26 protein-coding genes and 1 pseudogene are annotated in these 26603 nt (G+C 72.0%); 8 read left to right on the top strand and 19 right to left on the bottom strand.

The genetic code is table 11. The features are described from left to right. Positions 1–21 precede the first annotated feature (21 nt). The 9 genes from ACZ66S_RS11160 to ACZ66S_RS11120 form a co-directional block, all read right to left on the bottom strand. Positions 22–393 (bottom strand): VOC family protein, encoded by a 372-nt coding sequence (locus tag ACZ66S_RS11160; protein ID WP_469901219.1) that lies wholly within the window; start codon positions 391–393, stop codon positions 22–24. Further along, positions 390–1160: a fumarylacetoacetate hydrolase family protein gene (locus ACZ66S_RS11155; RefSeq protein ID WP_469901218.1), complete on the bottom strand. Its 771-nt coding sequence runs from the start codon at positions 1158–1160 to the stop codon at positions 390–392. The genes ACZ66S_RS11160 and ACZ66S_RS11155 overlap by 4 nt, the downstream gene beginning before the upstream one ends. Then, positions 1157–2605 (bottom strand): NAD-dependent succinate-semialdehyde dehydrogenase, encoded by a 1449-nt coding sequence (locus ACZ66S_RS11150; protein ID WP_469901217.1) that lies wholly within the window; start codon positions 2603–2605, stop codon positions 1157–1159. The genes ACZ66S_RS11155 and ACZ66S_RS11150 overlap by 4 nt, the downstream gene beginning before the upstream one ends. Positions 2606–2674: 69 nt before the next feature. Further along, positions 2675–3592, bottom strand: a complete 918-nt coding sequence (locus ACZ66S_RS11145; protein ID WP_469901216.1) for a VOC family protein — start codon at positions 3590–3592, stop codon at positions 2675–2677. Positions 3593–3700: 108 nt separating this feature from the next. After that, positions 3701–4612 carry a LysR family transcriptional regulator gene (locus ACZ66S_RS11140; RefSeq protein ID WP_469901215.1) on the bottom strand — a complete coding sequence of 304 codons (912 nt, stop codon included), beginning with the start codon at positions 4610–4612 and terminating at the stop codon, positions 3701–3703. Between the two features lie 10 nt (positions 4613–4622). Continuing rightward, complete coding sequence (locus ACZ66S_RS11135) at positions 4623–5621, bottom strand: sugar ABC transporter substrate-binding protein (protein WP_469901214.1); 999 nt, start codon at positions 5619–5621, stop codon at positions 4623–4625. A gap of 51 nt (positions 5622–5672) precedes the next feature. Then, the gene (locus tag ACZ66S_RS11130; RefSeq protein WP_469901213.1) at positions 5673–6683 is read right to left on the bottom strand and encodes an ABC transporter permease; all 1011 of its coding nucleotides are present in this window, start codon (positions 6681–6683) and stop codon (positions 5673–5675) included. After that, positions 6680–8185 carry a sugar ABC transporter ATP-binding protein gene (locus ACZ66S_RS11125; RefSeq protein WP_469901212.1) on the bottom strand — a complete coding sequence of 502 codons (1506 nt, stop codon included), beginning with the start codon at positions 8183–8185 and terminating at the stop codon, positions 6680–6682. Before ACZ66S_RS11125 ends, ACZ66S_RS11130 begins: the two co-directional genes overlap by 4 nt. Beyond that, complete coding sequence (locus ACZ66S_RS11120; protein ID WP_469901211.1) at positions 8182–8739, bottom strand: carboxymuconolactone decarboxylase family protein; 558 nt, start codon at positions 8737–8739, stop codon at positions 8182–8184. The genes ACZ66S_RS11125 and ACZ66S_RS11120 overlap by 4 nt, the downstream gene beginning before the upstream one ends. A 204-nt stretch (positions 8740–8943) precedes the next feature. Between ACZ66S_RS11120 and ACZ66S_RS11115 the strand changes: the two genes are divergently transcribed. Continuing rightward, positions 8944–9354, top strand: a complete 411-nt coding sequence (locus ACZ66S_RS11115) for a cupin domain-containing protein (RefSeq protein WP_469901210.1) — start codon at positions 8944–8946, stop codon at positions 9352–9354. A gap of 60 nt (positions 9355–9414) precedes the next feature. Here the strand turns inward: ACZ66S_RS11115 and ACZ66S_RS11110 are convergent, their stop codons facing one another. The 6 genes from ACZ66S_RS11110 to ACZ66S_RS11085 all read right to left on the bottom strand — a co-directional run bounded on the left by ACZ66S_RS11110 (position 9415) and on the right by ACZ66S_RS11085 (position 15035). Continuing rightward, positions 9415–10734, bottom strand: a complete 1320-nt coding sequence (locus tag ACZ66S_RS11110) for an MFS transporter (protein ID WP_469901209.1) — start codon at positions 10732–10734, stop codon at positions 9415–9417. A gap of 113 nt (positions 10735–10847) precedes the next feature. Further along, a complete protein-coding gene (locus ACZ66S_RS11105; protein WP_469901208.1) occupies positions 10848–11798 on the bottom strand; it encodes a catechol 2,3-dioxygenase in 951 nt (316 codons plus the stop codon). Beyond that, positions 11798–12859 carry a 4-oxalomesaconate tautomerase gene (locus ACZ66S_RS11100; protein ID WP_469901723.1) on the bottom strand — a complete coding sequence of 354 codons (1062 nt, stop codon included), beginning with the start codon at positions 12857–12859 and terminating at the stop codon, positions 11798–11800. The genes ACZ66S_RS11105 and ACZ66S_RS11100 overlap by 1 nt, the downstream gene beginning before the upstream one ends. Positions 12860–12885: 26 nt before the next feature. Beyond that, positions 12886–13590, bottom strand: coding sequence for a 4-carboxy-4-hydroxy-2-oxoadipate aldolase/oxaloacetate decarboxylase (locus ACZ66S_RS11095; RefSeq protein ID WP_469901207.1), 705 nt, complete (start codon positions 13588–13590; stop codon positions 12886–12888). Beyond that, entirely contained in the window at positions 13587–14336 is a 750-nt protein-coding gene (locus ACZ66S_RS11090) for a PIG-L deacetylase family protein (RefSeq protein WP_469901206.1), read from the bottom strand. The genes ACZ66S_RS11095 and ACZ66S_RS11090 overlap by 4 nt, the downstream gene beginning before the upstream one ends. A 48-nt stretch (positions 14337–14384) precedes the next feature. Continuing rightward, complete coding sequence (locus ACZ66S_RS11085; RefSeq protein ID WP_037716269.1) at positions 14385–15035, bottom strand: GntR family transcriptional regulator; 651 nt, start codon at positions 15033–15035, stop codon at positions 14385–14387. Positions 15036–15211: 176 nt separating this feature from the next. On the opposite strand from ACZ66S_RS11085, the gene ACZ66S_RS11080 reads away from it, so the two are divergent. Beyond that, entirely contained in the window at positions 15212–15556 is a 345-nt protein-coding gene (locus ACZ66S_RS11080) for a cupin domain-containing protein (RefSeq protein ID WP_469901205.1), read from the top strand. A 17-nt stretch (positions 15557–15573) separates the two neighbouring features. Here ACZ66S_RS11080 and ACZ66S_RS11075 read toward each other — a convergent pair whose 3' ends face one another. Then, complete coding sequence (locus ACZ66S_RS11075; protein ID WP_469901722.1) at positions 15574–16581, bottom strand: LacI family DNA-binding transcriptional regulator; 1008 nt, start codon at positions 16579–16581, stop codon at positions 15574–15576. A 112-nt stretch (positions 16582–16693) separates the two neighbouring features. Here ACZ66S_RS11075 and ACZ66S_RS11070 point away from each other — a divergent pair, with 112 nt between their 5' ends. Then, the gene (locus ACZ66S_RS11070) at positions 16694–17860 is read left to right on the top strand and encodes a Gfo/Idh/MocA family protein (RefSeq protein ID WP_469901204.1); all 1167 of its coding nucleotides are present in this window, start codon (positions 16694–16696) and stop codon (positions 17858–17860) included. Here ACZ66S_RS11070 and ACZ66S_RS11065 read toward each other — a convergent pair. Then, positions 17854–18873: a LacI family DNA-binding transcriptional regulator gene (locus tag ACZ66S_RS11065; protein WP_469901721.1), complete on the bottom strand. Its 1020-nt coding sequence runs from the start codon at positions 18871–18873 to the stop codon at positions 17854–17856. The two genes, ACZ66S_RS11070 and ACZ66S_RS11065, sit on opposite strands and share 7 nt — an antisense overlap. 107 nt (positions 18874–18980) lie before the next feature. Here ACZ66S_RS11065 and ACZ66S_RS11060 point away from each other — a divergent pair, with 107 nt between their 5' ends. From ACZ66S_RS11060 to ACZ66S_RS11040, 5 genes and pseudogenes are all read left to right on the top strand, one after another. Next, positions 18981–20147 carry a phytanoyl-CoA dioxygenase family protein gene (locus tag ACZ66S_RS11060; RefSeq protein ID WP_469901203.1) on the top strand — a complete coding sequence of 389 codons (1167 nt, stop codon included), beginning with the start codon at positions 18981–18983 and terminating at the stop codon, positions 20145–20147. Between the two features lie 30 nt (positions 20148–20177). Beyond that, positions 20178–20954 (top strand): SDR family oxidoreductase, encoded by a 777-nt coding sequence (locus tag ACZ66S_RS11055; RefSeq protein ID WP_469901202.1) that lies wholly within the window; start codon positions 20178–20180, stop codon positions 20952–20954. 74 nt (positions 20955–21028) lie between these two features. Continuing rightward, positions 21029–22033: a Gfo/Idh/MocA family protein gene (locus ACZ66S_RS11050; RefSeq protein WP_469901201.1), complete on the top strand. Its 1005-nt coding sequence runs from the start codon at positions 21029–21031 to the stop codon at positions 22031–22033. Between the two features lie 16 nt (positions 22034–22049). After that, positions 22050–23495, top strand: a pseudogene (locus tag ACZ66S_RS11045) (flavin monoamine oxidase family protein); the annotation flags it as partial. Then, entirely contained in the window at positions 23492–24493 is a 1002-nt protein-coding gene (locus ACZ66S_RS11040) for a Gfo/Idh/MocA family protein (protein ID WP_469901200.1), read from the top strand. The pseudogene ACZ66S_RS11045 and the gene ACZ66S_RS11040, both read left to right, overlap by 4 nt. Here ACZ66S_RS11040 and ACZ66S_RS11035 read toward each other — a convergent pair. Together ACZ66S_RS11035 and ACZ66S_RS11030 are read right to left on the bottom strand one after the other, a co-directional pair. Continuing rightward, on the bottom strand, positions 24490–25446 hold the full coding sequence (locus tag ACZ66S_RS11035) for a hypothetical protein (RefSeq protein WP_469901199.1): 957 nt from the start codon (positions 25444–25446) through the stop codon (positions 24490–24492). The two genes, ACZ66S_RS11040 and ACZ66S_RS11035, sit on opposite strands and share 4 nt — an antisense overlap. Before the next feature lie 132 nt (positions 25447–25578). Then, positions 25579–26598 carry a Gfo/Idh/MocA family protein gene (locus ACZ66S_RS11030; protein ID WP_469901198.1) on the bottom strand — a complete coding sequence of 340 codons (1020 nt, stop codon included), beginning with the start codon at positions 26596–26598 and terminating at the stop codon, positions 25579–25581. Between the last annotated feature and the right edge of the window lie 5 nt (positions 26599–26603).

Here is a 26603-nt window from a genome sequence, read left to right as displayed (position 1 = left end):
GAACTCCCGTGGGTACGTGGGTCAGTTGGGGCGCTTGCCGTGCCAGACCAGCTCGATCATGGTGTGGTCGGGGTCGTGGATGTAGCAGAACTTCGACTGGTTCTCGGGGCGTTGGATGGGCCGGGTGTGCCGGATGCCCAGCTCCTTGAGGTGCTCCAGGAAGTCGTCCCAGTCGTCGACCTCGACGGCGAAGTGGTAGGGCGCCATGCGCTCCATCTCCTCGACCGGGGTGAAGTGCAGGTCGAAGTTGCCGCGGGTCATCAGCACCACGCGGGTGTTGGACTTGGGCATGATCCGCTTCATCCCGAAGACCTTCGTGTACCACTCGGCCGTGCGGTCGGGGTCGGTCGTGGGGAAGTTGACGTGGTGGATGTACCGGGGTTCCCTGCTCATGCTCGTTTCCCTTCCAGGTGTACGGGGTTGGACAGCACACCGATGCCGCTGATCTCGATGTCCACGGTGTCGCCCGGCTCGATCTGGCAGACCGACTCGGCGCCCATCCACAGCACGTCACCGGGGTGCAGGGTGAGGTGGCGGGTCATCTCGACGATGTGGTCGAAGGGGTCGTGGACCATGTCGCCGGTGGCGAACCGGGCGCGCTCCGAGCCGTTGACCCTGAGGGTGGTCGTCTGCGCGAGGGCGTCGACGTCCGTCTCGATCCAGGGGCCCATCGGCTTGAAGGTGTCGCTGTTCTTGCTGCGCCAGAAGGTGCGGTCCTGGTGCTGCCAGGTGCGGGCGCTGACGTCGTTGCCGATGGTCCAGCCGAAGACGGAACCGCGTGCCTCCGCGAGGGTGGCGTGCCGGACCGTGCGGCCGATGACGGCGACGAGTTCGGGTTCGGCCTCGAAGCGGCCCTCGACCTCGACGGGTCTGACGATCGGCGAACCATGGCCGGTGAGCGCGTTGTTGGCGCGGTAGCCGACCTCGGGGCGCTCGGGGGTCGCCGCTCCCGCGTGGGCGATGTGGCGGGGGTAGTTGTAGCCGACCGCGTAGAAGACGGACGGCAGGACCGGCGGCAGCCACACGGCCGTCGCGCGCGGCGTCGTACCGATGACGTCGGGGTCGCCGGTCAGGGGCGAGCCGGACAGCAGCTCGATCTCGGACTCCCCCACCCGGCCCCACACCGCCCGGCCGCCGACGGAGACGCGCGCGTACCTCATGGCACCAGCAGGTGGGAGACGCGCTTGGTGACCAGGTAGGCGTCCAGGGCCTCGGGGCCGCCCTCCCGGCCGTAGCCGCTGTCCTTCACCCCGCCGGAGGGGGCCTCGTGGACCGAGCCGCCGCAGTGGTTGAGGGAGAGGATGCCGGCCTCCAGCTCAGCGGAGAGGCGTTCGGCGGTGGCGGCGGAGCGGGTGAAGCCGTAGGCGGCGAGGCCGTACGGGAGCGCGTTCGCGGTCGCGAGTGCCTCGTCGAGGTCGGCGTACGGCACGATCGGCGCGATCGGTCCGAACGGTTCCTCGTGCAGCAGCAGTGCGTCCCCGGGTACGTCCGTCAGCACCGTCGGGGCGAAGAAGTAGCCCCGCCGGGCGAGCCGTTCGCCGCCGCTGCGGATCTTGGCGCCGCGGGCGACGGCGTCGGCGGTGAGGCGTTCCATCGCCTTCAGGCGGCGCTCGTTGGCGAGGGGGCCCATCGTGGTGCCGTCGGCCAGGCCGTCGCCGACGACCGTCTCCTCTGCGGCCGTCACGAACTCGTCGGTGAACTCCTCGACCAGGCTCTCGTGGACGAGGAAGCGGCTCGGGGAGGTGCAGACCTGCCCGGCGTTGGCGAACTTGGCCCGGGCCGCCCGGCGCGCCGCCTGCCGCGGGTCGGCGTCGGGGCACACGATCACCGGGGCGTGGCCGCCGAGTTCCATCAGGGAGGGCTTCATGACCCTGCCGGCCTCGGCGGCGAGGAGCTTGCCGACGGGGACGGAGCCGGTGAAGGCGACCAGGCGGGTGACCGGGGAGGCGATGAGACGGGCCGAGACTTCGGCGGGCTCACCGAAGACGAGGTTGAGGACACCGGCCGGCAGGCCCGCGTCGGCGTAGCAGGCGACGAGGGCGGCGGCGGTGGCCGGGGTCTCCTCGGAGGCCTTGATGACGAGCGAGCAGCCGGCGGACAGGGCCGAGGAGATCTTCCGGTTGGGGCCGCCGACCGGGAAGTTCCAGGGGACGAACGCGGCGACCGGGCCGATCGGTTCGCGGCGCACGGTCAGGACGGTGCCGGGGTCCGACGGGACGATCCGGCCGTAGGCGCGGCGGGCGTCGTCGGCGTGCCACCGCAGGGTCTCGGCGGTGCGGCGGGCCTCGCCGACGGACTCGGTGAGGGGTTTGCCCTGTTCCAGGGTGCTGATCCGGCCGAGCTCGACGGCGCGTTCGGCGATCAGGTCGGCGGCGGCGTGCAGGATCTCGGTGCGCCGGGCTACGGGTGTGCCGCGCCAGACACGGAAGCCCTCCTCGGCGGCGTCGAGGGCGCGGTCGAGGTCGGCCGGGGTGGCCAGCGGTACTTCGCCGATCGCCTCCTCGGTGGCGGGGTTCACGATCGGGGCGGTGGTGCCGGTTCCGCCCTCGCACCACTCGCCCGCCATGTGCATGCGGACGGCGGGGTAGCCGTGGTCGGTGGTCATGGGTGGGTGCCTCTCGGGCTGGCTCTCCGGGGTCGTGGTCGGCCTCGGCGAGGGAGGGGAAAGGGTGCGTCAGGAGGCCGGCGCGTCCTGGTCGCGGTGGGTCCGCAGGGCCCAGATGTGGTGCGGCGGGGTGCTCTCGTGGACGCGGGTCCCGTAGGAGTCGTCGACGCGGTCCATGTCGGCGGCGTACTCCACGCGGCCGCCGCAGGGGGCGTGGAGGAAGCGGAAGACGTTGGAGCCGATGGTGTGCCGCCCGAGCCGGCGGGCCTCCCGCCAGCCGCGCTCGATCATGAAGTTGCCGCCCTCCACGACGTCGTCGAAGCCGGGGACCTCGTAGGCGATGTGGTTGATCCCGGCGCGGTCGGGGCGGTGGCACAGCAGCATGGTGTGCTGGTCGTCGTCGCCGGGGGCCCGCAGGAAGACGCCCATCGGCTCGACGACGTCGGTCGGACGGAAGCCGAGACGCCCGGTGTAGAACGCGACCGCCGCCTCCCTGCCGGACTTCGGGATGTTCAGGGCCACATGGCACATCCGCAGCGGGTACGCGCGCCCCAGGGGCTCCAGGGGGGTGTTCCAGCGGTGGACACCGCCCAGCGTGTTGGCGGGGCGCGGGGTGAGAGGGGCGGGCCTGGGCCGGGCGAGGGCCAGGCCGACGCCGAACCCGGTCTCGTCGACGGTGTGGTGGACTCCGTCGGCGCTCCCCCGGATCTCGCGGTCCTTGCCGGCCGCGGCCACCAGCCGGTCCAGTTCCTCCCGGGTGTCGACGCCCCACACCACCTCGCGCAGGGTGGGTCCGTCCTCGACGGGCGGCGGGAGCAGCGGGCCCGGTGCGGTGTCCAGGTGGAGCGTCTGGCCGGTGAGCGTCTCGAACACCGCGTGCTCGTCGGTCCGTTCCACCGGGAACAGTCCGAAGTCCTCGAAGAACCGGACGCAGGCGCCGAGGTCGTCGATGGCGTAGGTGACCGATTCGATTCTCTGGATTCCCATGCATTCCTCGTTTCCGGGTCGCCTCGTGAGCGTAGGATTCGCCTGGTACGAGCCTCAATGGAGCGAGCCGCACGAGGTGCGCAATCGTTTCTTGCGGGCTGAGCGGGCCTAGGACCGGATCGCCGGAATGGGGTTCTGCGAGAACCAGTCGCTCAGGAAGTCCAGGAAGACGCTCACCTTGCGCGGGGTGTCGTGCCCGGGGCCGTAGATCGCGTACAGCGGACGGTCGGGGACCGCGAGGTCGGGGAGCAGGACCTGCAGGGCCCCGGAGACGAGGTCGTCGTAGACCGGACGCTGGGGCAGCAGCGCGAGACCCCGGCCGTGCACGGCGGCCTTCTGCAGCGCGATGTAGGAGTTGGACGAGAAGGCGATGTTGCGGATCTTGTGCAGGGTGCTCGCGTGGCCGTGGCCGATGCGCCAGACCGGGTCGTTCACATGGACCAGGCAGTCGTGCCGGGCGAGGTCGTTCGGGTGGGTGAGGGTGCCGTGCCGGTCGAGGTACGCCTGGGACGCGCAGAGCACGAACGGCAGTGAGGAGACCTTTTTCAGACGGACGCTGGAGTCGCGCAGATCCCTGGTGTGGAAGGCGATGTCGAATCCGCTGTCGAGAAAGTCGTAGGTACGGTCGGACATTCCGCCGAGTTCGAAGCGGATCTGGATGCGGGGGTGTGCGGCGGAAAAGGCAGCGATGGCGTCCCCGAGATCCAGACTGCCTATCCATTTCGGACAGATGATGCTGAGCGTGCCTTCCGCGCGGTCGTGCGACTCGGCGATTCCGGCGTCCTCGGCATCGATCTCGTCGAGAATGCGGGCGGCGAATTCGGCGTACCGCCGGCCGGGCTCGGTGAGGCTCACCGAGCGGGCCGTGCGGTTGACCAGGCGTACGCCCACCTGCCGTTCCAGCTCGGCGACGTGCCGTGACACCAGTGAGCCGGAGGAGCCGAGCTTCTTGGCGGCCCCGCTGAAACTGCCCACCTGAGCCACGGTGACGAAGCTGTGCATGAGAAGCAGGCGGTCCATGGGTGGCTCCTTAGCTGGGGCAGTACTGCGGTGCCTCGTCCAGGTTGTTTTCGGTCACCAAGACAAGAGGAATGTCGGCAATCTTGTCAACAGTCTTGTCCTTGTTCAGCAGGCCGATCGTGTTCCTGACCGCGGTCGCTCCGATGGTCATGGCCGAGTTGGCGACGGTCGCGGAGAGCTGCCCGCTTTTCACGGCCGCGATCCCGTCCTCCGTGCCGTTGACGCTGACGATCCGGACGTCCTCGGCGCCGGCCGCGTCGAAGGCCTTGCGGACCGCGAAGGCCATCTCCTCGTTGGCGACGAAGGCGTAGTCGAGGTCGGGCTGGGCCTGGATCATGTTCTCGGCGACGTCCTGCGCCTTGGCCGGGTTGAACATGCCGGGCTGCTCGGCCACGACCTTCGCGGTCGCGGGGAGGGCGCTCTTGAAGCCGCCCACCAGCAGGTCGGAGGCGGCGCCGGGAGCCCCGGCGACGATGCCCACCTTCGCCGCCTTTCCGGCGGCGTCCTTCTTGATCCATCCGGCGTCCAGCGCACCGACCTGCTTCAGGTCGACCTTGGCGACCCCGAGGACGTCGGAGGTGTCCGAAGTGGCCACGGACGTCAGGTAGATGGGGATGCCGGCGCTCCTGGCCTTGGCTATGTCGCCTTCGAGGGCGTCGACGTTGACGGTCTGCACGATCAGCGCGTCCACGTTCCGGGCGATCATGTCCTCGATGTTGGACAGCTCGGTACCGGCGTCCTGCTTGGAGTTGGCCGAGTAGACGGTGGCCTTCTCGGCCTTCGCCGTCTGCTCGACCGCCTTCAGCAGGCACTGGTGGAAGTGGGTGTTGGCCCCGTTGACGAACCCGAGGGTGACCGAGCCGTCGACGGCGCTCCCGGCATCGGAGCCGGAACCGCAACCCGAGAGCACCAGGGCGGCGACGCCGATCAGCGAGACCGCGGTGGTGCGGCGGACGGGACTCCCCCCGCGCGAGTGCGTTCGGGCACGGGGCAGGACGGTGGGCTTCATGGCAGGGCCTTTCCTTCGTCGTTGAAGTGAGGGTGTGTGCAGGGGGCGGGGTCAGTGGCCCGGCACGGACTTGCGCTGGAACTCGTTGATGACCGCCGCGACGAGCAGCACCCCGCCGGTCACGACGTACTGGTAGTAGCTGTTGACCTGGAGCAGGTTCAGCGCGTTGGCGACGACTCCGAGCAGCACCACGCCGAGCACGGTCCCCACGACGGTCCCGTGCCCCCCGGCCAGGGAGGTGCCGCCGATCACCACCGCGGCGACGGCGGTCAACTGCAGTTGCAGGCCACCGGTGTTGGGCGCGGCGGCGCCGAGGCGGGACAGCAGCATCAGCCCGGCGAGCCCGGCGAGGCCGCCCGCGAGGGCGTACAGCGCGAGTTTGCGTCCGGAGACGTTGATGCCGCTGAGCCGGGCCACGTGCTCGTTGCCGCCCATCGCGAAGGCGTCCCGGCCGAAGGTGGTGAACCGCATGGCCAGGCCGATCAGGGCGAGCACCAGGACGGCCACGACGCACAGGCAGGGGACGCCGAGCACCTTGGAGTTGCCGAGGGCCCACATCCGCTGCCCGATGGTGACCGACTCCCCGTCGAGGACGAGCAGGGCGACCCCGTCGAGGAGCATCGCGGAGGCGAGCGTGGCGACGAAGGGCGCGACCCGGGTGAAGGTCACCACGAGGCCGTTGACCAGGCCGATCAGGGTGGCGAGCAGCAGGGTGACGACCACCGTGAGGTAGGTCGGCCGCCCGTCGTGGAGCAGGGTCGCGCCCACCGACACGGTGACGGACGCGTTGCTGCCCATGGAGAAGTCCATGCCGCCCGCGGTCATCAGCAGGGTGAGGCCGGCCGCGATGACGGCGGTGACGCTGATCTGGCGGAGCACGTTGAGCAGGTTCTGCGAGGTGGTGAAGGAGTCGGCCTGGACGGCGGTGAACACGGCCACCAGGACGAGGACGACGACGAGTCCGCCGTGCGGGACGTGCAGCAGTTCCTTCGCGGACCGGCGGGGTCGGGCGTCTTCGACCGCGGTGTCCGGGGTGGCGGCCGAGGGGGTCTTGAGGCTCACTTCGGCTGACCTCCGAGTGCGGTGGCGACGAGTTCGTCGCGGGTGATGGCGGTGATGTCGTGCTCGGCGACGGTGCGGCCCGCGCTGACGACGACGACCCGGTCGGCGAGGCGCATGACCTCCTCGGCGGAGGAGGAGGCGAGCAGGACGGCGACCCCGCGGGAGGCGAGGTCGTCGACGAGGGCGTGGATGTCGGCCATGGCGGCGACGTCCACGCCGTTGGTGGGGTCCTCCAGGAAGCAGGCGACCGGGTCGGTCTCCAGCCACTTGCCCAGCAGCACCTTCTGCTGGTTGCCGCCGGACAGGGCGCCCACGGGCGGGTTGCCGGCGAGGGCGACCACGCCGTAGCTGCTGCGCAACGGGGCGGCCCGGCGGGCGAGTTCACCGCGGCGGTGGATCCTTCGGCGGGCGAGGCGGTCGCCGGCCAGCATCAGGTTCTCGTCCAGGGACAGCCCCTGGACCAGGCCCAGGGTGCGGCGGTCGCCGGTGACGCAGCGCAGCCCGCCGGCGAGCGAGGCGGCGACCCGGCCGAACGGCACGCGCCGGCCGTCCACGTGGAGGGTGCCGGCGTCGGGCCGCCGTCGCCCGGACAGCAGGTCGAACAGTCGCGACTGGGCGTCACCCGCGGGTCCGAGGACGGCGACGACCTCACCCCTGCGGACCTCGACGGTGAGATCCCGGACGGCCCGGCCATGGGTCAACCCCCGGACGACGAGCCCGTGTTCGTCCTTCGGCGCGGGCCGCTCGGGGCGCCGGGAGACCACGTCCCGGCCGACCATGGCGCGGACCAGCCTCGCCGCGTCGGTGTCCGCGGCCGGGGCGCTGGTGACCACCGCCCCGTCGCGCAGCACGGTGAGGCGGTCGGCGACGGCCATGACCTCGTCGATGTAGTGGGAGATGTAGACGACGGCGACCCCGTCGTCCCGCAGGGTGCGCACCAGGGCACGGATCCGGTCGGAGTCCCGCGCGCTGAGACAGGCCGTCGGCTCGTCGAGGATGAGGATCCGGCCGCCGCGGCGCACCTCGCGGGCCACCTCGACCATGGTCTGCTCGGCCACCGTGAGGGTCCCGGCGACGCGCTCGACGTCGATGTCGATGCCGAGCCCGGACAGGGCCCGCCGGGCTTGCTCCCGTACGGCCTTCCAGCGCACGGCGGGGCCGCGGGTGGGCAGGTCGCCGAGCATGACGTTCTCGGCGACGGTCAGTCCCGGGGCCAGCTCGCGGCGTTGCGGCACACACGCGATGCCGAGCCTGCGGGCCTTGCGGACGGTCAGGGCGGAGTGCCGCACGCCGTTGATCTCGACGGTGCCGCCGTCCGCCTGGTGAGCGCCGGAGAGGACCTGCACCAGCGTGGACTTGCCGGCCCCGTTCATGCCCATGAGGGCGTGGATCTCGCCGGGGTACAGGTCGAGGTCGACCCCTTTGAGGGCGGCGGCCCCGCCGAACGACTTGGTGACGCCCCGGACCCGTAGCACCGGGGTGACGGCGGGCACCGGGGTCACGGCCGCTCACCCTCGGGCGTCACCCGGCGGTAGCCGCGGATGTCGGGGAAGGGCGGTTCCCTGTCGGCCTGGAGGTCCACCTGGAAGGTGTTCAGGCACATGCCGAGCATGGTGAAGTTGCCGAGCGCGCCGATGGTGTCGACGAGGCCCCGGGAGCCGAAGTGCCGGAGCGCCGCAGCGAAGGTCTCGTCGCTGACGAAGTGGTCGTCGAGGACCTCCCGGCAGAACCGGTAGAAGGCCTGGTCGGCCTCGGTGTCGAGGACGGCCTCGCGCTTCTCGGCGATGGCCTTGACGGCGGCCTCGGGAACGCCCGCCTCGATCGCCTGGTGGACGTGCGCGTTCCAGGAGTACTGGGCGTCCCAGTTGCGGGCGGCCATCAGCAGCGCGAGTTCCCGCAGGTGCTTCGGGAGGGAGCAGTCGAAGCGGGCGAACGCGCCCAGGGACTCGGCCCGTTCGCACATCTCGGGGCTGTGCAGCCACACCCGGAACGGTCCGCGGACGGCACCGCGGCGACCGGCGATCCGGGCGGCCAGCTCCTGCTGCCGCGGGTTCATTTCCTCATCGCTGAGAACGGGGAGCCTCATCTGGCCGATACCTGCCTTCTCTTTCCGGCACGGGTTCCGCACGGAACCGGAAGCCGTGCGGTGCCAGGTGAAGGTACAGCCGTGTCCGGGAAGCTCACCCCTCCCGGAACGCAAGGTAAAACTGCACGCCGGAGGCCCCCCGTCGGGGTCGGAGGCGACCTAACGTCGTCCACCATGACCACCATCATCAGGACCGCCGGGGTCCCCCTGCTCGACCGCGGCGGCGCCGTCGTGACGACCCCGCTCATCACCACGTCGTCCGCGCGGGGCGAGAACCGGATCACCAGCGGCATGAGCGTGTACCCGGTCGGTTCCGGGGCCCCCTTGCACTCGCACAACTGCGACGAGCACGTGACGATCCTGGAGGGCGAGGCGGAGGTGTGGGTGGACGGCGAGGTGACGCGGCTGGAGCGGTACGACACGACCTACGTGCCCTCCCCGGTCCCCCACCTCTTCCGCAATGTCGGCGACACCCCGCTGCGCATCCTGTGGGTCTACTCCTCGGGCCACGTCACCCGCACCTTCACCGAGACCGGAAGGACGGTGGAGCACCTGTCCGCGCAGGACCGGATGGGCCGGGACTGACCCCGGGAACGCCGAACGCCGGCCCCGTGCTCGTACGGTGGCCGGCGTTTCGCGTACCGCTCAGTGTGCGGCGACCAGTTCCTGCTCGCTGCCTGCGGGCTCCTGGCGGGAGCTGCGCAGGGCGGCGATGCCGATGAAGACCATGGACGACAGACCCGCGATGGCGAAGGCGGTGAAGCCCCAGTCGCCGTTGCCCGAGGCGAGGAGCTGGCCGCCGAGCCACGGTCCGAAGACGGCGCCGAAGCGGCCCATGCCCGAGGTCCAGCCGACGGCGGTGGCACGGTTGTCCGGGTTGGAGCGGATGGAGACCGTGGCGTAGATCATCGTCTGGGCGCTGTTGAGGAAGACGCCGGTCAGGAAGACCACGATCATCGTGACGGTCGTCGACATGTGGACGCTGAGCAGGAAGACGCCCGCGGCGGTGAGCGCGAACCAGAGCGCGGAGATCCGCGGGGCGCCGAAGCGGTCGGCGGCCCGGCCCGCGACCAGCATGCCGACGATGCCGCCGAGGTTGAAGACGACCACGAAGGACAGGGCGGAGCCCAGTTCGTAGCCCTCGGCCCGCATCAGGGTGGGCAGCCAGGTGGCGACGCCGTAGACGAGGAGCAGACCGCCGAAGGAGGCCACCCAGTAGAGCAGGGTCTGGATCCACTCCTTGCCGCGGAAGAGGTTGGCGAGGTTGGTCCAGCGGTCCCCGGCGCCACCGGTCTTCGCGGCGGGCACCTCGACGTCGTAGCGCTCGGCCAGGGCCCTGGCCTCCTCGCCGCGGCCCTTGGCGACCAGGAAGCTCAGCGACTCGGGCAGGAACTTCGCCAGCACCGGGGCGAAGAGCAGCGGGAGCACGCAGACCCAGAACGCGGCACGCCAGCCGACCGGGTCGATGAGCCACTTGGCGACGTAGGCGGAGAGGATGCCGCCCGCGTGGTGGGCGGTCATCAGCAGGCCGATGACGATGGCTCCGCGACCGCGCGGGGCGTAGTCGGAGACCATGCTGATCGCGGTCGGCAGCAGCCCGCCGAGGCCGACGCCCGCCAGGGTCCGGCCGAGGCCGAAGACGGCGACGCTCCCCGAGATCGCGCACACGCCGGAGGCCAGCGAGAAGAGGATCACGCAGGAGACCATCAGCTTCTTGCGGCCGACGCGGTCGGCGATCGTGCCGGCGATGAGCGCGCCGACCAGCATGCCGAAGGTGGCGTAGCTGCCGAGGTCGCCGGCCTGGTCGGGGGTGAGGCCGAAGGTCTTGGTCTCCAGCAGGTGCGGCAGCACCGAGCCGTAGATGAACATGTCGAGACCGTCGAAGAGCACGGCCAGCCAGCACAGACCGACGACCAGGAGGGCCAGTCTGCTGCCGCGAGCGGTCAGGGAGGGGGAGGAGGACATCGTTGGTTACCTCTCGTACTTGGTGCGCTAGACGCTAAAGAGCCACCCCCGGAGTGTCAACGCTTTTGTCAACAATCTCATCGACAATCTGGGGGTGGCTCGGAGAGCGCAGCTCAGGCCACCGGCGGCGTCCCGTGCGTATGGAACGACTCGATGGTCTTCAGACCCCAGGCCTGGCCCTTCTTCCGCTCCTCCTCGGTCCAGGTGACCAGCGGCCAGTCGGGCGCGAGCACCAGCCGTGTGAGCGGGTTGCACAGCTCGATGCGGTTGCCGCCCGGCTCGTAGACGTAGAGGAAGAACGTCTGCTGGATGGCGTGCTTGTGCGGTCCCGTCTCGATGAACACCCCGGTGTCGATGGCGAGATCGGCCGCGCGCAGGACGTCCTCACGGGTGTCGGTCGCGAAGGCGATGTGGTGCAGCCGCCCCTCGCTGCCGGTCCAGTCCGAGGTGTAGACGACGTCGTACGACTTGTTCGTGAAGGTCAGCCAGCGCGCCGCGATCTTCCCGCTGTCCAGGCGGATCTGCTCGGTGGGCCGGGCGCCGAGGACGTTCTGCTGGAACTCGGCGTTGGCGAGCACGTCGGCCGCGAGGAAGTTGATGTGGTCCAACCGCCGTACGCCGACGCCCCTGTTGGGCTTGGCCTGCGGCTGGTTCTTCAGCGCGGGGCGCAGCTCCTCGGGGGCCCGGTAGTGCTCGCTCTCCCAGTAGAGGGCGTGCTCGTGGCCGTCCGGGTCGGTGGTGACGTACAGCTTGCCGAGACCGGGCTCGTCCTCGACCCAGGTGCCGGTGCCGCCGGACTCCTCGACCGCCTTCACCCGGCGGTGCAGCGCCTCCTCGCTGGAGGTGCGCAGGGCGAGCCGGCCGAGTCCGGGCTGCGCACGGGCGGTGAGGACCAGGCTGTGGTGCTCGTAGTCGTCGTAGGTCCGCAGATAGACCGTGTCGCCGTCCTGCCCGTTGACCGTGAGGCCGAGGAAGTCGGTGAAGAAGGCGACGCTGGCGTCCAGGTCCGGCGTGAAGAGCTGGGTGTGGCCGATGTGGGCGATGTCGCCGAGCGGCGGAGTCATCAGTGACCTCCTGTGGGTCGGTCGGCGGCCCGGGGGAAGACGGTGCCGTCGAAGATCTTGCGGGCCGTGCGGACCACGGCGGTACGGCGGGCCGAGGGCGGACCGCCGGGTCCGGCGGCCAGACTGCTCTCGATGTCCAGGAACCCCGTGGGGTGTTCTATGCGCACACGGTCGCTCCCGGGATCGATCTCCGCGAGCCCGGCGCCCACGCTCCCGTCGATCCGCAGGCCCGCGGCCACGCTGGCCGCGCCCAGGACACCGATGGAGGTGTGGCAGCGCACGGGGATGAAGGTGCGCGTGGTGACCGCACCGCCGTCGCGGGGCGGAGCGAGCAGCGTCAGCTTGGGGACGGTGGCGTCGGAGACGTCACCGAGACCCATCAGGCGGCCCGCGGCCAGGCGGATCGTGCGCAGCCGGTCGGCCAGGGCCACGTCCTCCTCCAGGTCCCGGGGCAGCTCGTAACCGGTCACCTTGAGGGAGGTCGCCGCCATGAGGACGGTCGGCATCCCGTTGTTGACGCAGGTCACCTCCACGTCGTCGATGACGTCGACGACGTTGCCGGTGGGCAGCAGTTCCCCGGCGCCCGGCGGGAACTCGATCACCACGGCGGCGGCCGTTCCCGGCACGCCCGAGATCTCGGCGTCGCCGGTGTAGTCGACACGGCCGCCGGGGGTCGGGAAGGTCGCGGTGGCGTGGTCGCCGGTGTTGACCATGCGGATCCGGACCGAGGTCTCCTGCTCCCCCGCCGGGACGAGTCCGCGCTCGACGGCGAACGGGCCGACGCCGGCCAGGATGTTCCCGCAGTTCTGACGGTCGCTCACCTCCGGCCGGTCGACCACGACTTGGAGGAAGAGGTAGTCGACGTCGGCCTGCGGGTCGGCGGACGGCGAGATCACGGCGACCTTGCTGGTGAGCGGGTGCGCGCCGCCCAGGCCGTCGATCTGCCGGTCGTCCGGGCTGCCCATGATCCGCAGCAACAGGTCGTCGCGCAGGGCGGGTTCGGCCGGCAGGTCCGCGGCGAGGAAGTAGGCGCCCTTGGAGGTGCCGCCCCGCATCAGCATGCAGGGGACCTCGTCGGGCAGCGGGGTCACGACCGCTCCCCCGTGTGCTCCTCGTAGGACCGGTACTCGACACCGAGGTTCTTCAGCGTCTCCCGCAGCCCGTAGCGGTCCAGGCCCAGTTGGCCGTCGATGAAGGCGGCCCGGGTGGCGGCCTCCTTCGCCTCGCGGGCCTCGGACCGCTCCACCGTCGCGGCCACGCGCTCCCGCGGGACGACCACGACACCGTCGTCGTCGGCGAGGATCACGTCGCCCGGGTGGATCACCTGGCCGTCGACCGCGATCGGCACGTTGACCGAGCCGCCGGTGGCCTTGACCGTGCCCTGTGAGGAGACCGCGCGGGACCAGGCGGCGAAGCCCATCTCCCGCAGCTCCTGGGTGTCACGGATGCCGGTGTTCATGACGACCCCGCGCACCCCGCGCTGCTGGAGCGCGGTCGCGAACAGCTCGCCGAACAGGCCGTCGGTGCACGGCGAGGTGGTGGTGACGACCAGGATGTCCCCCTCGCCGCACTGCTCGACGGCCGCGTGGATCATGAGGTTGTCGCCGGGCCAGCTCAGCACGGTGACCGCGGTGCCCGCGACCCGTACGCCCTGCTGGACGGGGCGGATCTCCGGGCCCAGCAGGCCCGTTCGGCCCATCGCCTCGCTGACGGTGGCCACGCCGTACCGCGCGAGCGCGTCGACGTCCTTCAGGTCCGCCTTCGGCGGGTTGGTGACGATCACGCCGCTCATGCCAGCTCCTTCGCGATCTGCGGGTACGGGCGCATGTACGCCTCGGCCATGGTCTTGTGGGCCAGGCCCAGGTTCGGGCCCGCGTTGCGCTTGAGCTGGACGCCCCGGCGCACGGCCAGGTCGGTGTAGTAGTCCCACAGGTGCTGCTGGGCGCCGAGGCACTCCATGGCCTTGCGCTTGGTCTCCCAGACCTCGGTGATGTCGAGGAGGACCTCGGGCCTGAAGCCGCTCATCTCGGGCTGGTGGGGCTCGAAGTAGAAGACCGGCGGGGCGCCGATGATCTCGCCCTCGCCCGGGTAGCCGATGGCCTGGGCGAGGACCCGGGCCTCCAGGGCCATGCGGTTGGCGGCCGGGTGGTCGCCGTTGTACGGGTCCTCGACGGGGTGGGTGAGGACCACGTCGGGCTGGGTGGCCCGGTAGACCTCGACGAGCCTGTCGGTCAGCTCGGCGGTGGCGACCAGCGGGTAGTCGCCGGCGTCGAAGAAGCGGACCTCGGCGCCGAGGGTCACGGCGGCGCGCTCGGCCTCGTCCCGGCGTATCGCCTTGATCTCGTCGAGCTTCTTGCCCTCGCGCCAGGCTTTCGCGGACTCCCCGCGCTCACCGAAGGTCAGACAGGCGATGGTGACCTTCTCACCGCGGGAGGCGGCCAGGGCGATGGCTCCGCCCGCCCGCCACACGAAGTCCCCGGCATGCGCGGTGATCACCAGTGTCGAACGTGGAGGGGCGGGCGCGCCTGACTGCGTCATTGCTGAAATCTCCTTGGAGTGGACAGGTTCGCGCCCGCCTCGCGCGGCTCAGTCGCGCAGCGCCTCGATCACGCTGGTGAGGTGGGCGCGGACGGCCTTCTCGGCCGCCTGCGGGTCCCTGGCCCTGATCGTCTCGATCATCGCCAGGTGCTCGTTCAGGGAGTGCTGCGGGCGTCCCGGACGCAGCGCCAACTGGAAGCGGTGCCGCACCAGTTGGGCGTTGAGCCGCTCCAGCAGGTCCACGGCGGTCTGCTGGCCGGAGAACTCCCGCACCTTGGCGTGCAGTTCCTGGTTGAGCTCGGAGTAGGTCACCGGCTCGCCGTCGGCCACGGCCTTGGTCATCGCCGTGCCCAGCTCGGTCAGCTCGGCGAGCTGCTCGTCGCTGGCCAGGGTCGCCGCCTTGGCCGCGCACAGTCCTTCGAGGACCATGCGGCACTCGGTGATGGCGACCGCCTCCTCGACGGTCACCACCCGCACCCGGGAACCCCGGTTGCGGATCCGCTCGACGAGGCCCTGGGCCTCCAGATCGATGAGCGCGGCCCGGATGCTGGCCCGTGTCACACCGAACTGCTCGGCGAGCTCGTTCTCCACCAGCCGCTGTGCCGGTGCCATCTCGCCGTGCAGGATCGCCTGCCGCAACTGCGCGAACGCATGCTGCTTGGCCTGCTCCCCGGTGCTCGGACGGGCTTCCTTCGGCATCGTTGCCCTCCCTGAGTGAGTGCCTGTCGAACCTAAATCTAGCCAAACAAGATTGTCAACAATTTTGTCTGCTGTATCGCCCGCACCTTCCCGTCGACGATGTGTCCGCCGACCCCCGTCGACACTCCACACCATGTCCAGGCACGGGCCGGGCACCGTCTCGCTAGGGTCGCCGCATGGATCACAGCTTTGTACTGCACGTCCCCGACGCCGAGCTCGCCCCCGAGCCGCTCGCGCGGGAGCAGATCGTCTCCGGGACGCCCGAGGTGACCGGGAAGGTGGTCTGGGAGTCGGAGGACGGGCGGCAGATCCGGGGCATCTGGCAGATCACCCCCGGAGTCGTCACCGACACGGAGGCGGACGAGCTGTTCGTCGTGGTCAGCGGCTCGGCGACCATCGAGGTCGAGGGCGGCCCGACGCTCGACGTGGGCCCGGGCGACATGGCCGTGCTGCGCGAGGGCGACCGTACGACCTGGACCGTGCACGAGACGCTGCGGAAGGCGTACGCGATCAACCTCTGAAGACCATCGGGGCAGGGTCAGTCGCCGCCCGGCGGGGCCGCCGTCGTACCGCGGATCTCCAGCGCCGGCGCCGCCAGGTCCGTACGGCCCTCTCCCCCGCGTCCCTCGAACCGGTCGAGCAGACAGCGTGCCGCGCGGCGGCCGACCTCGTGGCTGGCGTTGTCGACGGTGGTGAGCCAGACATGGCGCAGCCGGGCGATGCTCGTGTTGTCGTAGCCGACGACGGACAGGTCGCGCGGGACGTCCGACCCCAGTTCCTCGGCGGCCGACACCGCCCCGATCGCGGCGATGTCGTTGCACACGAAGAGGGCCGTCGGCCGCTCGGGACGGCTCAGCAGCCGGACCGTGGTGCGGTAGCCGCCCTCCTCGGTCATGTCGCTGGGCTCGACGACCGCGTTCGCCGCGAGGCCGTGCGCCCGCATCGCCGCCTCGTAGCCGGCCCGCCGCAGTGCGCCGACCGCCCCGTACCCCGCGATGTGCGCGATCCGGCGGTGGCCGAGGCCGATCAGGTGCTCGGTGACCAGACGGGCGCCGCGTTCGTCGTCGTTGGCGACCACGTCCACCCCCGGCAGCCGGGGCTCGCGCGCGCCGGCCACGACGACCGGGAGGCGTTCGGCCACCGCCTGGAGGGCCGCGGGTTCGGGCAGCGTGCCGACCACGACCAGACCGTCCACGCCGAGGTCAAGGAAGGGGCCCGCCGGGTCCTGCCCGGTACGGCGGTTGAGCCGGGCGTCGGCCAGCAGCATGCGCAGGCCGTTGTCGTGGAGCAGTGAGTTGAGGCCGTCGAGCAGGTCGACGAACCAGGGGTTGCGCAGGTCGTTCAGGAGGACGCCGACCGTGCGGGTGCGCTGTTCGCTCAGGCTGCGGGCGGCGGCGTTGGGGCGGTAGCCGAGCTCGCGCACGGCCCGCAGCACGGCCTCCCGTCTCTCCGGCCGCACCTGGTCGGAGCCCCGCAGCACGAGGGAGACCAGCGACTTCGAGACACCGGCCCGGTCGGCCACATCACGGATCGTCGGCGGTCTCATGGACATGGACCGTTCCACGCGCCGGGACCGCTTGTCAAAGGCTTGACAGCGAGCGAATACGGCACCCAAGGTGACCTGGACAGTGAATGGAACGGTCCAAAGAGGGGCTCCCATGGTCGATGTGCTCGGTGTCGCCGTCGTCGGATTCGGCTGGATGGGCCGGGTGCACACCCAGGCGTACGCCCGGGTCCCGCACCACTACCCGCGGCTCGGCCTGCGTCCGGAGCTGGTGACCGTCGCCGAGGACGTGCCGGGGCGGGCCGAGGAGGCCGCCGCGCAGTTCGGGTTCGCCTCGGCGACCCGCGACTGGCGCGAGGTCGCCGCCGACCCCCGCGTCCAGGCGGTCAGCATCACCGCGCCCAACTTCCTGCACCGCGAGATCGGTGTGGCGATGGCGGAGGCCGGCAAGCACATCTGGATCGAGAAGCCGGTCGGCCTCACCGCCGAGGACGCCCGGGCGGTGGCCGGCGCGGTCGCCGAGGCCGGGGTGCGCGGCGCGGTCGGCTTCAACTACCGCAACGCCCCCGCCGTCGAGGCCGCCCGCGAGCTGATCGCCGCCGGCGAGATCGGCACGGTCACCCATGTCCGCGTCCGGCTCCTCAGCGACTACGCGGCCCATCCGCAGGGCGCCCTGACGTGGCGCTTCGAGCGCGCCCGGGGCGGCAGCGGGGTGCTCGGCGACCTCGCCTCGCACGGCGCCGACCTCGCCCGCTTCCTGCTCGGCGACATCGTCTCGCTGACCGCCGACACCGCGGTCTTCGTGCCGGAGCGCGCCCGGCCCACCGGCGCCACGGCCGGGCACACCCTCGCCACCGGCGAGCTCGGACCGGTCGAGAACGAGGACTACGTCAACTGCCTGCTGCGGTTCGCCTCGGGCGCCCGGGGCGTCCTGGAGGCCAGCCGGGTCTCGGTCGGCGAGCAGAACAACTACGGCTTCGAAGTGCACGGCACGAAGGGCGCGGTCCTCTGGGACTTCCGCCGGATGGGCGAGCTGGGCGTCAGCCGCGGCACCCGCTACCAGGACCAGCCGGTCAGCACGGTGTACGTCGGCCCGGGCGACGGCGAGTTCGGCGCCTTCCAGCCGGGCGCGGCCAACGCCATGGGCTACGACGACCTGAAGGTCGTGGAGGCGTACCGCTTCCTGCGCTCGGTCGCCGAGGGCCGGTCGTACGGGGCCACCTTGCAGGACGCCGTGCACGGCGCCGCCGTACTGGACGCGATGTCCCGGTCCGCGCAGAGCGGGGCGTGGGTGGACGTGCGGGAGGAGCCTCTTCAGTAGGGCATGTTGTAAGGCGTCACCACCTGGATCGCCGAAGGCGTCGTCGGCCCCGCCGGCGGCAACGCCCCGTGCGCCCGCATCACGATGTGACACGCCTCCCGCATGTCCTGGCGCAGGTCGTGGTGGAGCACGGCCGACAGCCGGTGTTCGCGCAGCAGCCGGTCGTTGTCGTGGTCCAGGTCGTGGGCCACGAACACCGCGCACTCCCTGCCGAGGTCCTCGAAGGCGCGCAGGGTGGCGATGTTGCCGCCGCCGATCGAGTAGACGGCCCGGATCTCCGGGTCCCGCTCCAGCGCGGCCCGGACCAGGTCGTACTGGGTGGCGTCCAGGCCCTGCCCCTCGGCGATCTCCACCACCGCCCGCTCCGGGTGCCGGGTGCGCATGGCGCTGCGGAACCCCATCTCGCGCTCCTCCTCGTTGCGGAAGAAGCCGCTGCTGAGGCTGGTGAGGACGTTGCCGGGGCGGTCGCCGAGCCACTGCCCCATGAGGTAGGCGGCGGTGGCTCCCGCGGCCCGGTTGTCGATGCCGACGTAGGCGAGGCGGGCCGTGGCGGGCAGGTCGGTGACGAGGGTGACCACGGGGATGCCCGCCTCCGCGAGCCGGTCGACGGCCGCCGTGACCTCGGGGACGTCGGGGGCCTTCAGGATCACCCCCTGGGAGCCGCGCCGGGCTATCCGGTCGAGGGTCCTCGTCAGTTCCGCGACCGGGCCGGTCTCACGGAAGTGGAAGCGCGAGCGCAGGACAGCGGGGTGCAGCGCGGGCAGCTCGGCCTCCAGCGCGGCGCGCACGGCCGTCGAGAAGCGCTCCGGCGTCTGCATCACTATGTCGACCATGAAGGTGCGGCCGACCAGCCGGACCTGGGTGCGCTGCCGGTCCAGGTCGGTGATCGCCTGGTGGACCTCGCGGGCGGTGTTCTCCCGGACCCCTCCCCTGCCGTTCAGGACCCGGTCGACGGTGGCCTCGCTCAGCCCCGCCTGACGTGCGATTTCCCGGATCGGGTAGGGGTGGCCCACGCGTCGGCTCCTTGAGGGGTTTTTGATGGCCGCCTGCTGGTTGTTCGACGGCTTTGTCATGACAAGAATGACAGCGCTGAGTCGCCCCTGTCACCGAGAGGACGCCGATGTCCTTCACCGCCGTACACCGCCGCGCCTGGCTGTCCGAGCAGGACTGCGACCTCGACTCCTTCCGCGCGCTCGTCGAGCGCGCGACCGACCCCGCCGACTACCCGCACTCCTCGGCCGTGGAGCGGAACGTCCTGCTGTACGACACCGAGCGCGTCCGCGGCGCCAAGGACCGCCGGGACGTGCAGGAGGAGCTGGTGCGGGCCCTGACCGACGGCCCCGGGGTCGTGGTCTTCCGGGGCGCGTTCCCCGATCACGCGGTCGTGGACCGGTTCACCGAGGTCTTCGACTCCCTGATCCGCGAGCAGTACGCGGCGGGCACGACCGCGGGCGACCACTTCGCGAAGCCCGGCGCCAACGAGCGGGTGTGGAACGCGCTGGAGAAGGCCGCGCTCTACGACCCGGCGGCGTTCGCCGACTACTACGCCAACCCGGTCCTCGCCCTGGTGTCCGAGGCCTGGCTCGGCCCCGGCTACCAGGTCACCTCGCAGGTCAACGTGGTAAACCCGGGCGGCCTCGCCCAGACCGTGCACCGCGACTACCACCTCGGTTTCCTCTCCGACGAGGCCGCCGCGGCCTATCCGGCGCACGTGCACCGGCTCTCCCCCGTGCTCACGCTCCAGGGCGCCGTCGCGCACTGCGACATGCCCGTGGAGTCGGGGCCGACGCTGTACCTGCCGTACTCGCAGACGTTCGAGCCCGGGTACCTGGCGTGGCGGCGGCCGGAGTTCCAGGCGTACTTCAAGGAGCACCACGTCCAACTGCCGCTCGCCAAGGGCGACGCCGTCTTCTTCAACCCGGCGCTGTTCCACGCGGCCGGGACCAACCGCACGACGGACGTGCGGCGCATGGCCAACCTGCTCCAGGTGTCCTCGGCCTTCGGGCGCGCCATGGAGACCGTCGACCGGGAGGCGGTGTCGAACGCCGTCTACCCGGCGCTGCTGCGGCGCAGCACGGAGGGCGCCGACGCGGAGTGGCTGGACAACGTGATCGCCGCGAGCGCCGAGGGCTACCCGTTCCCCACCAACCTCGACAGCGACCCGCCGGTCGACGGACTCGCCCCGCCGTCCCAGGCGGACCTCGTACGACGGGCACTCGCCGAGGGCTGGACCCCGCGCACGCTCCGCGACGAGCTGCGGGCGTGCGCCGACCGGCGCACGAGCTGAGCGCGACAACCGAAAGGCACTGGCACATCCATGGGACTACTCGACGACAAGGTCGTCCTCGTCAACGGCGGCAGCCAGGGCGTCGGTGCCGCCATCGCCCGGGCCGCGGTCCGGGAGGGGGCGGTCGTGGCCGTCACCGGCCGCAGGCCGGAGCCCGGTGAGGCCCTGGTGGCGGAGCTGGCGGCGGCCGGCGGCAAGGCGATGTTCGTGCGCGCCGACCTCGCCGACGCCGCGCAGGCCAAGGCCTCCGTCACCCGGGTCGTCCAGGCGTACGGCCGGGTCGACTGCCTGGTGAACTCCGCCGGGCTGACCTCGCGGGGCACGCTCCTCGACACCACGCCCGAGCTGTTCGACCAGCACATCGCGATCAACCTGAAGGCGCCGTTCTTCGCCATGCAGGCGGCCGTCGCGGACATGGTCGGCCGGGGTGCGCCCGGCACCGTCGTCAACATCATCACCTCCTCGGCGCACGGCGGACAGCCCTTCCTCGCGCCCTACGTGGCCGCGAAGGCCGGTCTGATCGGCCTGACCCGCAACGCCGCGCACGCCCACCGCTGGGACCGGGTGCGGATCAACGGCCTGAACATCGGCTGGACGGCGACCGAGGGCGAGGACGCCACCCAGAAGGCCTTCCACGGCGCCGGTGACGACTGGCGCGAGGAGGCCGCGGCCAGGCTGCCGATGGGCAAGCTCGGCCAGCCCGACGAGATCGCCGACTTCGTGGTCCTGCTGCTGTCCGACCGGTCGGGCGTGGTCACCGGATCGGTGATCGACTGGGACCAGAACGTCCTGGGCGGCCTCGACTGACCTCCCCTCCCCCTCGGGACACCCCGCCTGAGAAACACCGCTCACCGGAAACACCCTCAAGGAGCTGCACCCCCATGCGTATCGGAATCCTCGGCCTCGGCCGCATCGGCGCCCTCCACGCCGAGACCCTCTCCGGACTCGACGCGGTCGAGTCCCTGGTCCTCACGGACCCCTTCGCCGAGGCCGCCAAGTCCGCCGCCGAGCGGTTCGGCGGCGAGGTCGTGGACTCACCCGAGGCCCTGCTGGCGGCCGGCGTGGACGGCATCGTGGTGGCGGCGGCGACCGACGCCCACCCGGGGCTGATCCTGGCCGGAGTCGAGGCCGGCATCCCCGTCTTCTGCGAGAAGCCCGTCGCCAAGCACATGAGCGAGGGCGTCGAGGTCCTCAGGGCCGTCCAGGGCAGCGAGGTGCCGATCCAGATCGGCTACAACCGCCGCTTCGACACCGGTTTCGTCAACGCGCGGGCCGCCGTGCAGAGCGGTGAGCTCGGCAAACTGCACACCGTGCGCTCGACCACCCTGGACCCGGCCCCGCCGCCGGCCGCGTACGTGGCCGCCTCCGGGGGCATCTTCCGGGACTGCTCGGTGCACGACTTCGACATCATCCGCTGGGTGACCGGCCGCGAGGTCGTCGAGGTGTACGCCGTCGGCGGCAACCGGGGCGCCGACTACATCAAGGAGGCGGGCGACGCCGACACCACCGGCGCGATCCTCACCCTCGACGACGGCACCATCGCGGTGGTCTCCAACTCCCGGCACAACGCCCGGGGTTACGACGTCCGCATGGAGATCCACGGCTTCCAGGACTCCATCGCGGTGGGCCTGGAGGACAAGCTCCCGCTGCGCTCGGTCGAGCCCGGGGTGACCTTCCCGGCGGGCACCCCGCACGACTTCTTCATGGACCGCTTCACCGCGGCCTACCGGGCCGAACTGACCGCGTTCACCGAGGTCGTGGCCGGCACCCGGCCCTCGCCGTGCACCGTCGCGGACGCGCTGGAGGCCGGCTGGATCGCCGAGGCGTGCACGCTGTCCCTGCACGAGCACCGCCCGGTGACGATCGCCGAGGTCCGCGCCGCCTGAGTCCGCCGCCGGGTCCCGGGCCGCCGGGCCCGGGACACCGGGGGTGAACGTTCCGCCCGCGACGCCCGTTTACGGTCACGTGATCTCTCCGTACGACGATGAGAGCCTCCCACGTCCGACCGACCCAGGAGTCACGAGCATGCAGGAGTTACGCGGCACCGCAGCCCCCCGGACCGTGGCCGTCGTGGGCGCGGGACCGAGCGGACTGGCCGTCGCCCGGGAGCTGGAGCGCGCCGGGCACCGGGTGACCGTGCTGGAGGAACAGGACACGGTGGCCGGGAAGTGCCGGAGCGTGCGGGTCGACGGACGCGCCTTCGACCTCGGCGGCCACATCTGCACCCACCGGTACGAACGGACAGCGCAATTGCTCGGCGAACTGGACGTGGCGACGGAGCGCACCTGCCGCTACCGCGTCCTCGACGCCGCGGGACGCGCCCTGCGGCAGCCGATGGAGTTCCTGCGCGACGGCTCCCTCCGGCGCTACCGCGCGCTGCGCGCACGGGAGTTCCCCCGCATAGCCGAACCCGGCCTTGCCCACTCCGCGCGGGCGCTCGCCGCCCCGGTCGGCCGGTGGATCGCCGAGCACGGCCTCCACTCCATGGCCGAGTCCTTCGGCACCGGGTACACGGCCGCCGGGTACGGCCACCTCGACGACGACATACCCGCGCTGTACTTCGTGAAGTACGCGGAGATGACCGGCCTGTTGGACCCGGGCCCCGAACTCCTCGGCCACTCGGGCGACTTCACCGTGGTGGGCGGGTTCGCCACGCTGTGGGACCGGGTCGCGGCGGAGCTGAAGGACGTCCGGTGCGGGGTGCGGGTGACGGCGGTGGAGCGCCGCGCGGACGGGGTGCGGGTGCACACGGACGCGGACACCGTCGAGGCGGACGACGTGGTGCTCGCGGTCGCGCCGGACCGGATCCTGCCGGTGCTGGACGCCACCGAGGAGGAGCGCGACCTCGCCGCGCGGATCCGCAGCAACGCCTACCACACCACCCTCGCCGCCGCGTCCGGCCTCCCCGAGGACGGGTTCTACTTCCTCGCCGCCCACACCAGGAGCCGTGCGACGGCCGGCCACTGCGTCTCGTACCACCACCGCTACCACGGCAGCGAGGTGCGGACCTTCTACTCGTACGGCCGCCCCGACGACGTCACCGCGCTGCTCCGGGAGGACGTCGCGGCCCTCGGCGGGCGACTGGAGGAGGTGCGTCTGCGCAGTGCGTGGGCGTTCATGCCGCACTTCGGCAGCGCCGACCTCGCCGACGGCGTGCTGGACCGGCTCGACGCGCTCCAGGGCCGCGACCGGACCTGGTTCGTCGGCGGGCTGCCCGCCTTCGAGCTCGTCGAGTGCACGGTGGCGCACGCCCAGGACCTCGCGCGCCGACACTTCCCGCCCGCACAGGGCACACTGACCCGGCGGGCCCACGGCCCCGCCCTGAACGAGGAGGAACGGCAGACATGAGCGAACCGCTGCGCATCGGAGTGCTGGGAGCCGCGCGGATCAGCGAGTCCTCGCTGATCGGACCGGCCCGGGCGACCGGTCACCGGGTCGTGGCGGTGGCCGCGCGCGACCGGTCCCGCGCGGAGGCCTACGCGGCCGAGCACGGGGTGGAGCGGGTGGCCGGGTCGTACGCCGAGCTGATTGCCGACCCCGAGGTCGAGGTCGTCTACAACCCGCTCGCCAACGGGCTGCACGGGCCGTGGAACCTCGCGGCGCTCGCCGCGGGCAAGCACGTGCTGAGCGAGAAGCCGTCGGCGAGCAACGCCGAGGAGGCCGCGGAGGTGCGGGAGGCCGCCGCGAAGTCCGGGACGGTCTTCATGGAGGCCTTCCACTACCTGTTCCACCCCGTCACCCGGCGTCTGCACGAGGTCCTCGCGAGCGGTGAGATCGGTGAACTGCGGCACGTGGAGGCCATGGTCGCGATCCCGGCCCCGGCGGACTCCGACCCGCGCTGGTCGCTGCCGCTGGCCGGCGGCGCGGTGATGGACCTCGGCTGCTACAGCCTGCACGCGCTGCGGGTGCTGGCCCCCTGGGCGGGCGGCGCGCCGCGGCTGGTGTCCGCGCGGGGCGGGGAGCGGGCGGGCGCCGCCGGCGTCGACGAGTGGCTGGACGCCGACCTGGCCTTCCCGGGCGGCGCGACCGGTTCCGCGCGCTGCCACATGGCGTACGACCGGCTGGAGATGAGCTGCCGGATCATCGGCTCGCGGGGCGAGGTGCTCGCGCCGAACTTCGTGCTGCCGCACACCGACGACCGGATCGTGGTGCGCGCGGCGGACGGCGAGCGCACCGAGCGGCTCGGCACCCGCTCGTCGTACACCTACCAGCTCGAGGCGTTCGCGGACCGGGTCCGCGGGGGCGCCCCGCTGCCGCTGGACGCGGACGACGCGGTGTCGACGATGGCGCTGGTCGACGAGGCCTACCGGGCGGCGGGCTTCGAGCCGCGGCCGCGCATGTCCTAGGTGTCGCGCAGCTCGGCCAGTTCGCGCCGGGTCACCGACTCCTTGTCCGTCTGGCCCAGTTCACCGAGTACGTCGGCCAGGCAGTCCAGCGCCGAGGTCAGCTCGCCTGCGCCGTGCGGCTTGCGGGCCTCGGCCACCGCCGCCGCGGCACAGGCGCCGGCCTCGGCAGGGTCGCCGACTGCGGTGTGGCAACGGGCCAGGTCGATCAGGAGGCGTACCCGCAGCGGCAGCACGACCTCGGGGGCGGTCCATGCGAGGGGGCCCCGCAGCGCCTCCCGGGCCTCGGGGCCCACCCCCAGGGCGTCTTCGTGCCGCCCCAGCACCCGCAGGACACCGACCAGTTCGGCGAGCACCTGCGGGCGCACCAGGTCGACGTGGGCCAACTCGCGGAGCGACATGGCGGCCAGGAGCGCGGCACATTCCTCGTAGACGGCCACGGACTCCTCGCTGCGGCCGACGGCGGCGAGCAGCATCCCGTACGTGCGCAGCGCGCCGGGCAGGCTGCCGAGTGCCCGGTCCCTGCGGTCGGGGGCGGGCACTCGGCGGTAGTCCGCCACGCTCACCCGGGCCACCGGTACGGCTTCCTCAGCCCGGCCGAGTCCCGCGAGGGCCTGTGCCCGCACGTCCCCGACGAAGGCTGCCAGCGCCGGTGGCACCCCGCCCGGCACGGCGTCCGCCGCCGCGGCCGCCTCGTCGTACCGGCCGGACAGCAGCAGTGCGTGGGCGCGCAGCGCCAGGGCGCGGCTCAGCCCGTCCGCGTCGGCCGTCGCCCGGTAGACCGCGACCGCCTCCTCGGCCCACGCCAGCCGCCGCTCGGGCGACGGCGACCGCAGCCCCGCCCAGGAGGGCGTGACGCAGTGCGACAGTGCCGCCCCGAGCAGCGGTGCGCCCTTCCCGGGCGCCAGCTTGGCCGCCGCGCGCGGCAACGGCAGCAGTATCCGTACGAGTCCCATGACCACCCCCTCGCCGCCCCGCCGAGGACAGCCGCGCCATGGTGGCACAGGGGCTCCCGCCGGTGGCGCGATTCACCGGGTACGTAGCGAGCACGGGGGAACTTCGCCGAACTCCCCCCGCACGGCACGGAGTCAGCCGTACAGGGCGGGCCGTGCCACGAGGTCCACCGGTACCCGGCCGCCCTCGTTCAGCGACCGTACGCCCGCCTCGCACACCGCGGCCGCCGCGTAGCCGTCCCACACGCTGGGCCCGGTGACCTCGCCGCGGCGAGTGGCGTCGACCCAGGCCTGGACCTCGCGGTCGTAGGCGTCGGCGAAGCGTTCGACGAAGTCCTGGGCGATGGTGCCGCCCCAGCGTCCGGCCATGTTGGTGACCATGGCGTGGCCGTCGCCGATGCGGGCGGTGCCGCGTTCGCAGACCGCCTCGGCCCGGACCTGGTAGCCGAAGCCGCAGTTGACGAAGATCTCCACGTCGGAGAGGGCGCCGCCGTCGGTCTCGAAGACGACGAACTGGGGGTCCTGGAGGTCCTCGGGGGCGTTCGCCGACGGGGCCGGGCGCAGCACCGTGACCGCGGTGATCTCGTGCCCGAGCAGCCAGCGGGTCACGTCGGCCTCATGGGCCACCGAGTCGCTGATCAGCATGGAGCTGGTGAAGAAGGGCGGGCTCGCGGCGTTGCGGTGCTGGTTGTGCAGCATCAGCGGCCGCCCCAACTGGCCGGTCCCCAGCAGGGACTTGAGCTTCACGTACTCGGCGTCGTAGCGCCGCATGAAACCCACCTGGGCCCGCCGGTGGCCCAGTCGCTGCTCGGCCTGCACGACCCGCAGCGCGGAGGCCGCGTCGGGGGTGAGCGGCTTCTCGCACAGCACCGGCAGGTCGTGCTCGAAGGCCTGGAGGAGTGCCGCCTCGTGAGCGGGGCCCGGGGAGGCGATCAGGACGGCGTCGACGTCGGCGGCCGCCATCGCGGCGGCCGGGTCGGTGTAGGCGGTGCAGCCTTCGACACGGGCGGCGACCTGCTTGGCGCGTTCCGCGTCGAGGTCGACGACGGCGCTCACCCGGGCGCCGCTGACCACCTCGTGGATACGGCGGACGTGGTCGGCGCCCATCTTGCCGGTGCCGACGACGGCGACGCCCAGCGTGGCTCGCTCGGTCATGGGGA

This window comes from Streptomyces sp. NPDC107471, assembly GCF_055582845.1.
Note: the sequence above shows the minus strand (reverse complement) of the source record. Positions and strands in the feature narration are given on the sequence as shown.

Bases quoted from the DNA above. Each gene is read 5' to 3' on its own strand.
- ACZ66S_RS11070 (WP_469901204.1), top strand. From the start codon at position 16,694: ATGGTCGATGTGCTCGGTGTCGCCGTCGTCGGATTCGGCTGGATGGGC.
- ACZ66S_RS11055 (WP_469901202.1), top strand. From the start codon at position 20,178: ATGGGACTACTCGACGACAAGGTCGTCCTCGTCAACGGCGGCAGCCAG.
- ACZ66S_RS11060 (WP_469901203.1), top strand. From the start codon at position 18,981: ATGTCCTTCACCGCCGTACACCGCCGCGCCTGGCTGTCCGAGCAGGAC.
- ACZ66S_RS11160 (WP_469901219.1), bottom strand. From the start codon at position 393: ATGAGCAGGGAACCCCGGTACATCCACCACGTCAACTTCCCCACGACC.
- ACZ66S_RS11050 (WP_469901201.1), top strand. From the start codon at position 21,029: ATGCGTATCGGAATCCTCGGCCTCGGCCGCATCGGCGCCCTCCACGCC.
- ACZ66S_RS11145 (WP_469901216.1), bottom strand. From the start codon at position 3,592: ATGGGAATCCAGAGAATCGAATCGGTCACCTACGCCATCGACGACCTC.
- ACZ66S_RS11110 (WP_469901209.1), bottom strand. From the start codon at position 10,734: ATGTCCTCCTCCCCCTCCCTGACCGCTCGCGGCAGCAGACTGGCCCTC.
- ACZ66S_RS11035 (WP_469901199.1), bottom strand. From the start codon at position 25,446: ATGGGACTCGTACGGATACTGCTGCCGTTGCCGCGCGCGGCGGCCAAG.
- ACZ66S_RS11115 (WP_469901210.1), top strand. From the start codon at position 8,944: ATGACCACCATCATCAGGACCGCCGGGGTCCCCCTGCTCGACCGCGGC.
- ACZ66S_RS11140 (WP_469901215.1), bottom strand. From the start codon at position 4,612: ATGGACCGCCTGCTTCTCATGCACAGCTTCGTCACCGTGGCTCAGGTG.
- ACZ66S_RS11040 (WP_469901200.1), top strand. From the start codon at position 23,492: ATGAGCGAACCGCTGCGCATCGGAGTGCTGGGAGCCGCGCGGATCAGC.
- ACZ66S_RS11090 (WP_469901206.1), bottom strand. From the start codon at position 14,336: ATGACGCAGTCAGGCGCGCCCGCCCCTCCACGTTCGACACTGGTGATC.
- ACZ66S_RS11120 (WP_469901211.1), bottom strand. From the start codon at position 8,739: ATGAACCCGCGGCAGCAGGAGCTGGCCGCCCGGATCGCCGGTCGCCGC.
- ACZ66S_RS11105 (WP_469901208.1), bottom strand. From the start codon at position 11,798: ATGACTCCGCCGCTCGGCGACATCGCCCACATCGGCCACACCCAGCTC.
- ACZ66S_RS11080 (WP_469901205.1), top strand. From the start codon at position 15,212: ATGGATCACAGCTTTGTACTGCACGTCCCCGACGCCGAGCTCGCCCCC.
- ACZ66S_RS11135 (WP_469901214.1), bottom strand. From the start codon at position 5,621: ATGAAGCCCACCGTCCTGCCCCGTGCCCGAACGCACTCGCGCGGGGGG.
- ACZ66S_RS11030 (WP_469901198.1), bottom strand. From the start codon at position 26,598: ATGACCGAGCGAGCCACGCTGGGCGTCGCCGTCGTCGGCACCGGCAAG.
- ACZ66S_RS11100 (WP_469901723.1), bottom strand. From the start codon at position 12,859: ATGCTGATGCGGGGCGGCACCTCCAAGGGCGCCTACTTCCTCGCCGCG.
- ACZ66S_RS11150 (WP_469901217.1), bottom strand. From the start codon at position 2,605: ATGACCACCGACCACGGCTACCCCGCCGTCCGCATGCACATGGCGGGC.
- ACZ66S_RS11095 (WP_469901207.1), bottom strand. From the start codon at position 13,590: ATGAGCGGCGTGATCGTCACCAACCCGCCGAAGGCGGACCTGAAGGAC.
- ACZ66S_RS11075 (WP_469901722.1), bottom strand. From the start codon at position 16,581: ATGAGACCGCCGACGATCCGTGATGTGGCCGACCGGGCCGGTGTCTCG.
- ACZ66S_RS11085 (WP_037716269.1), bottom strand. From the start codon at position 15,035: ATGCCGAAGGAAGCCCGTCCGAGCACCGGGGAGCAGGCCAAGCAGCAT.
- ACZ66S_RS11155 (WP_469901218.1), bottom strand. From the start codon at position 1,160: ATGAGGTACGCGCGCGTCTCCGTCGGCGGCCGGGCGGTGTGGGGCCGG.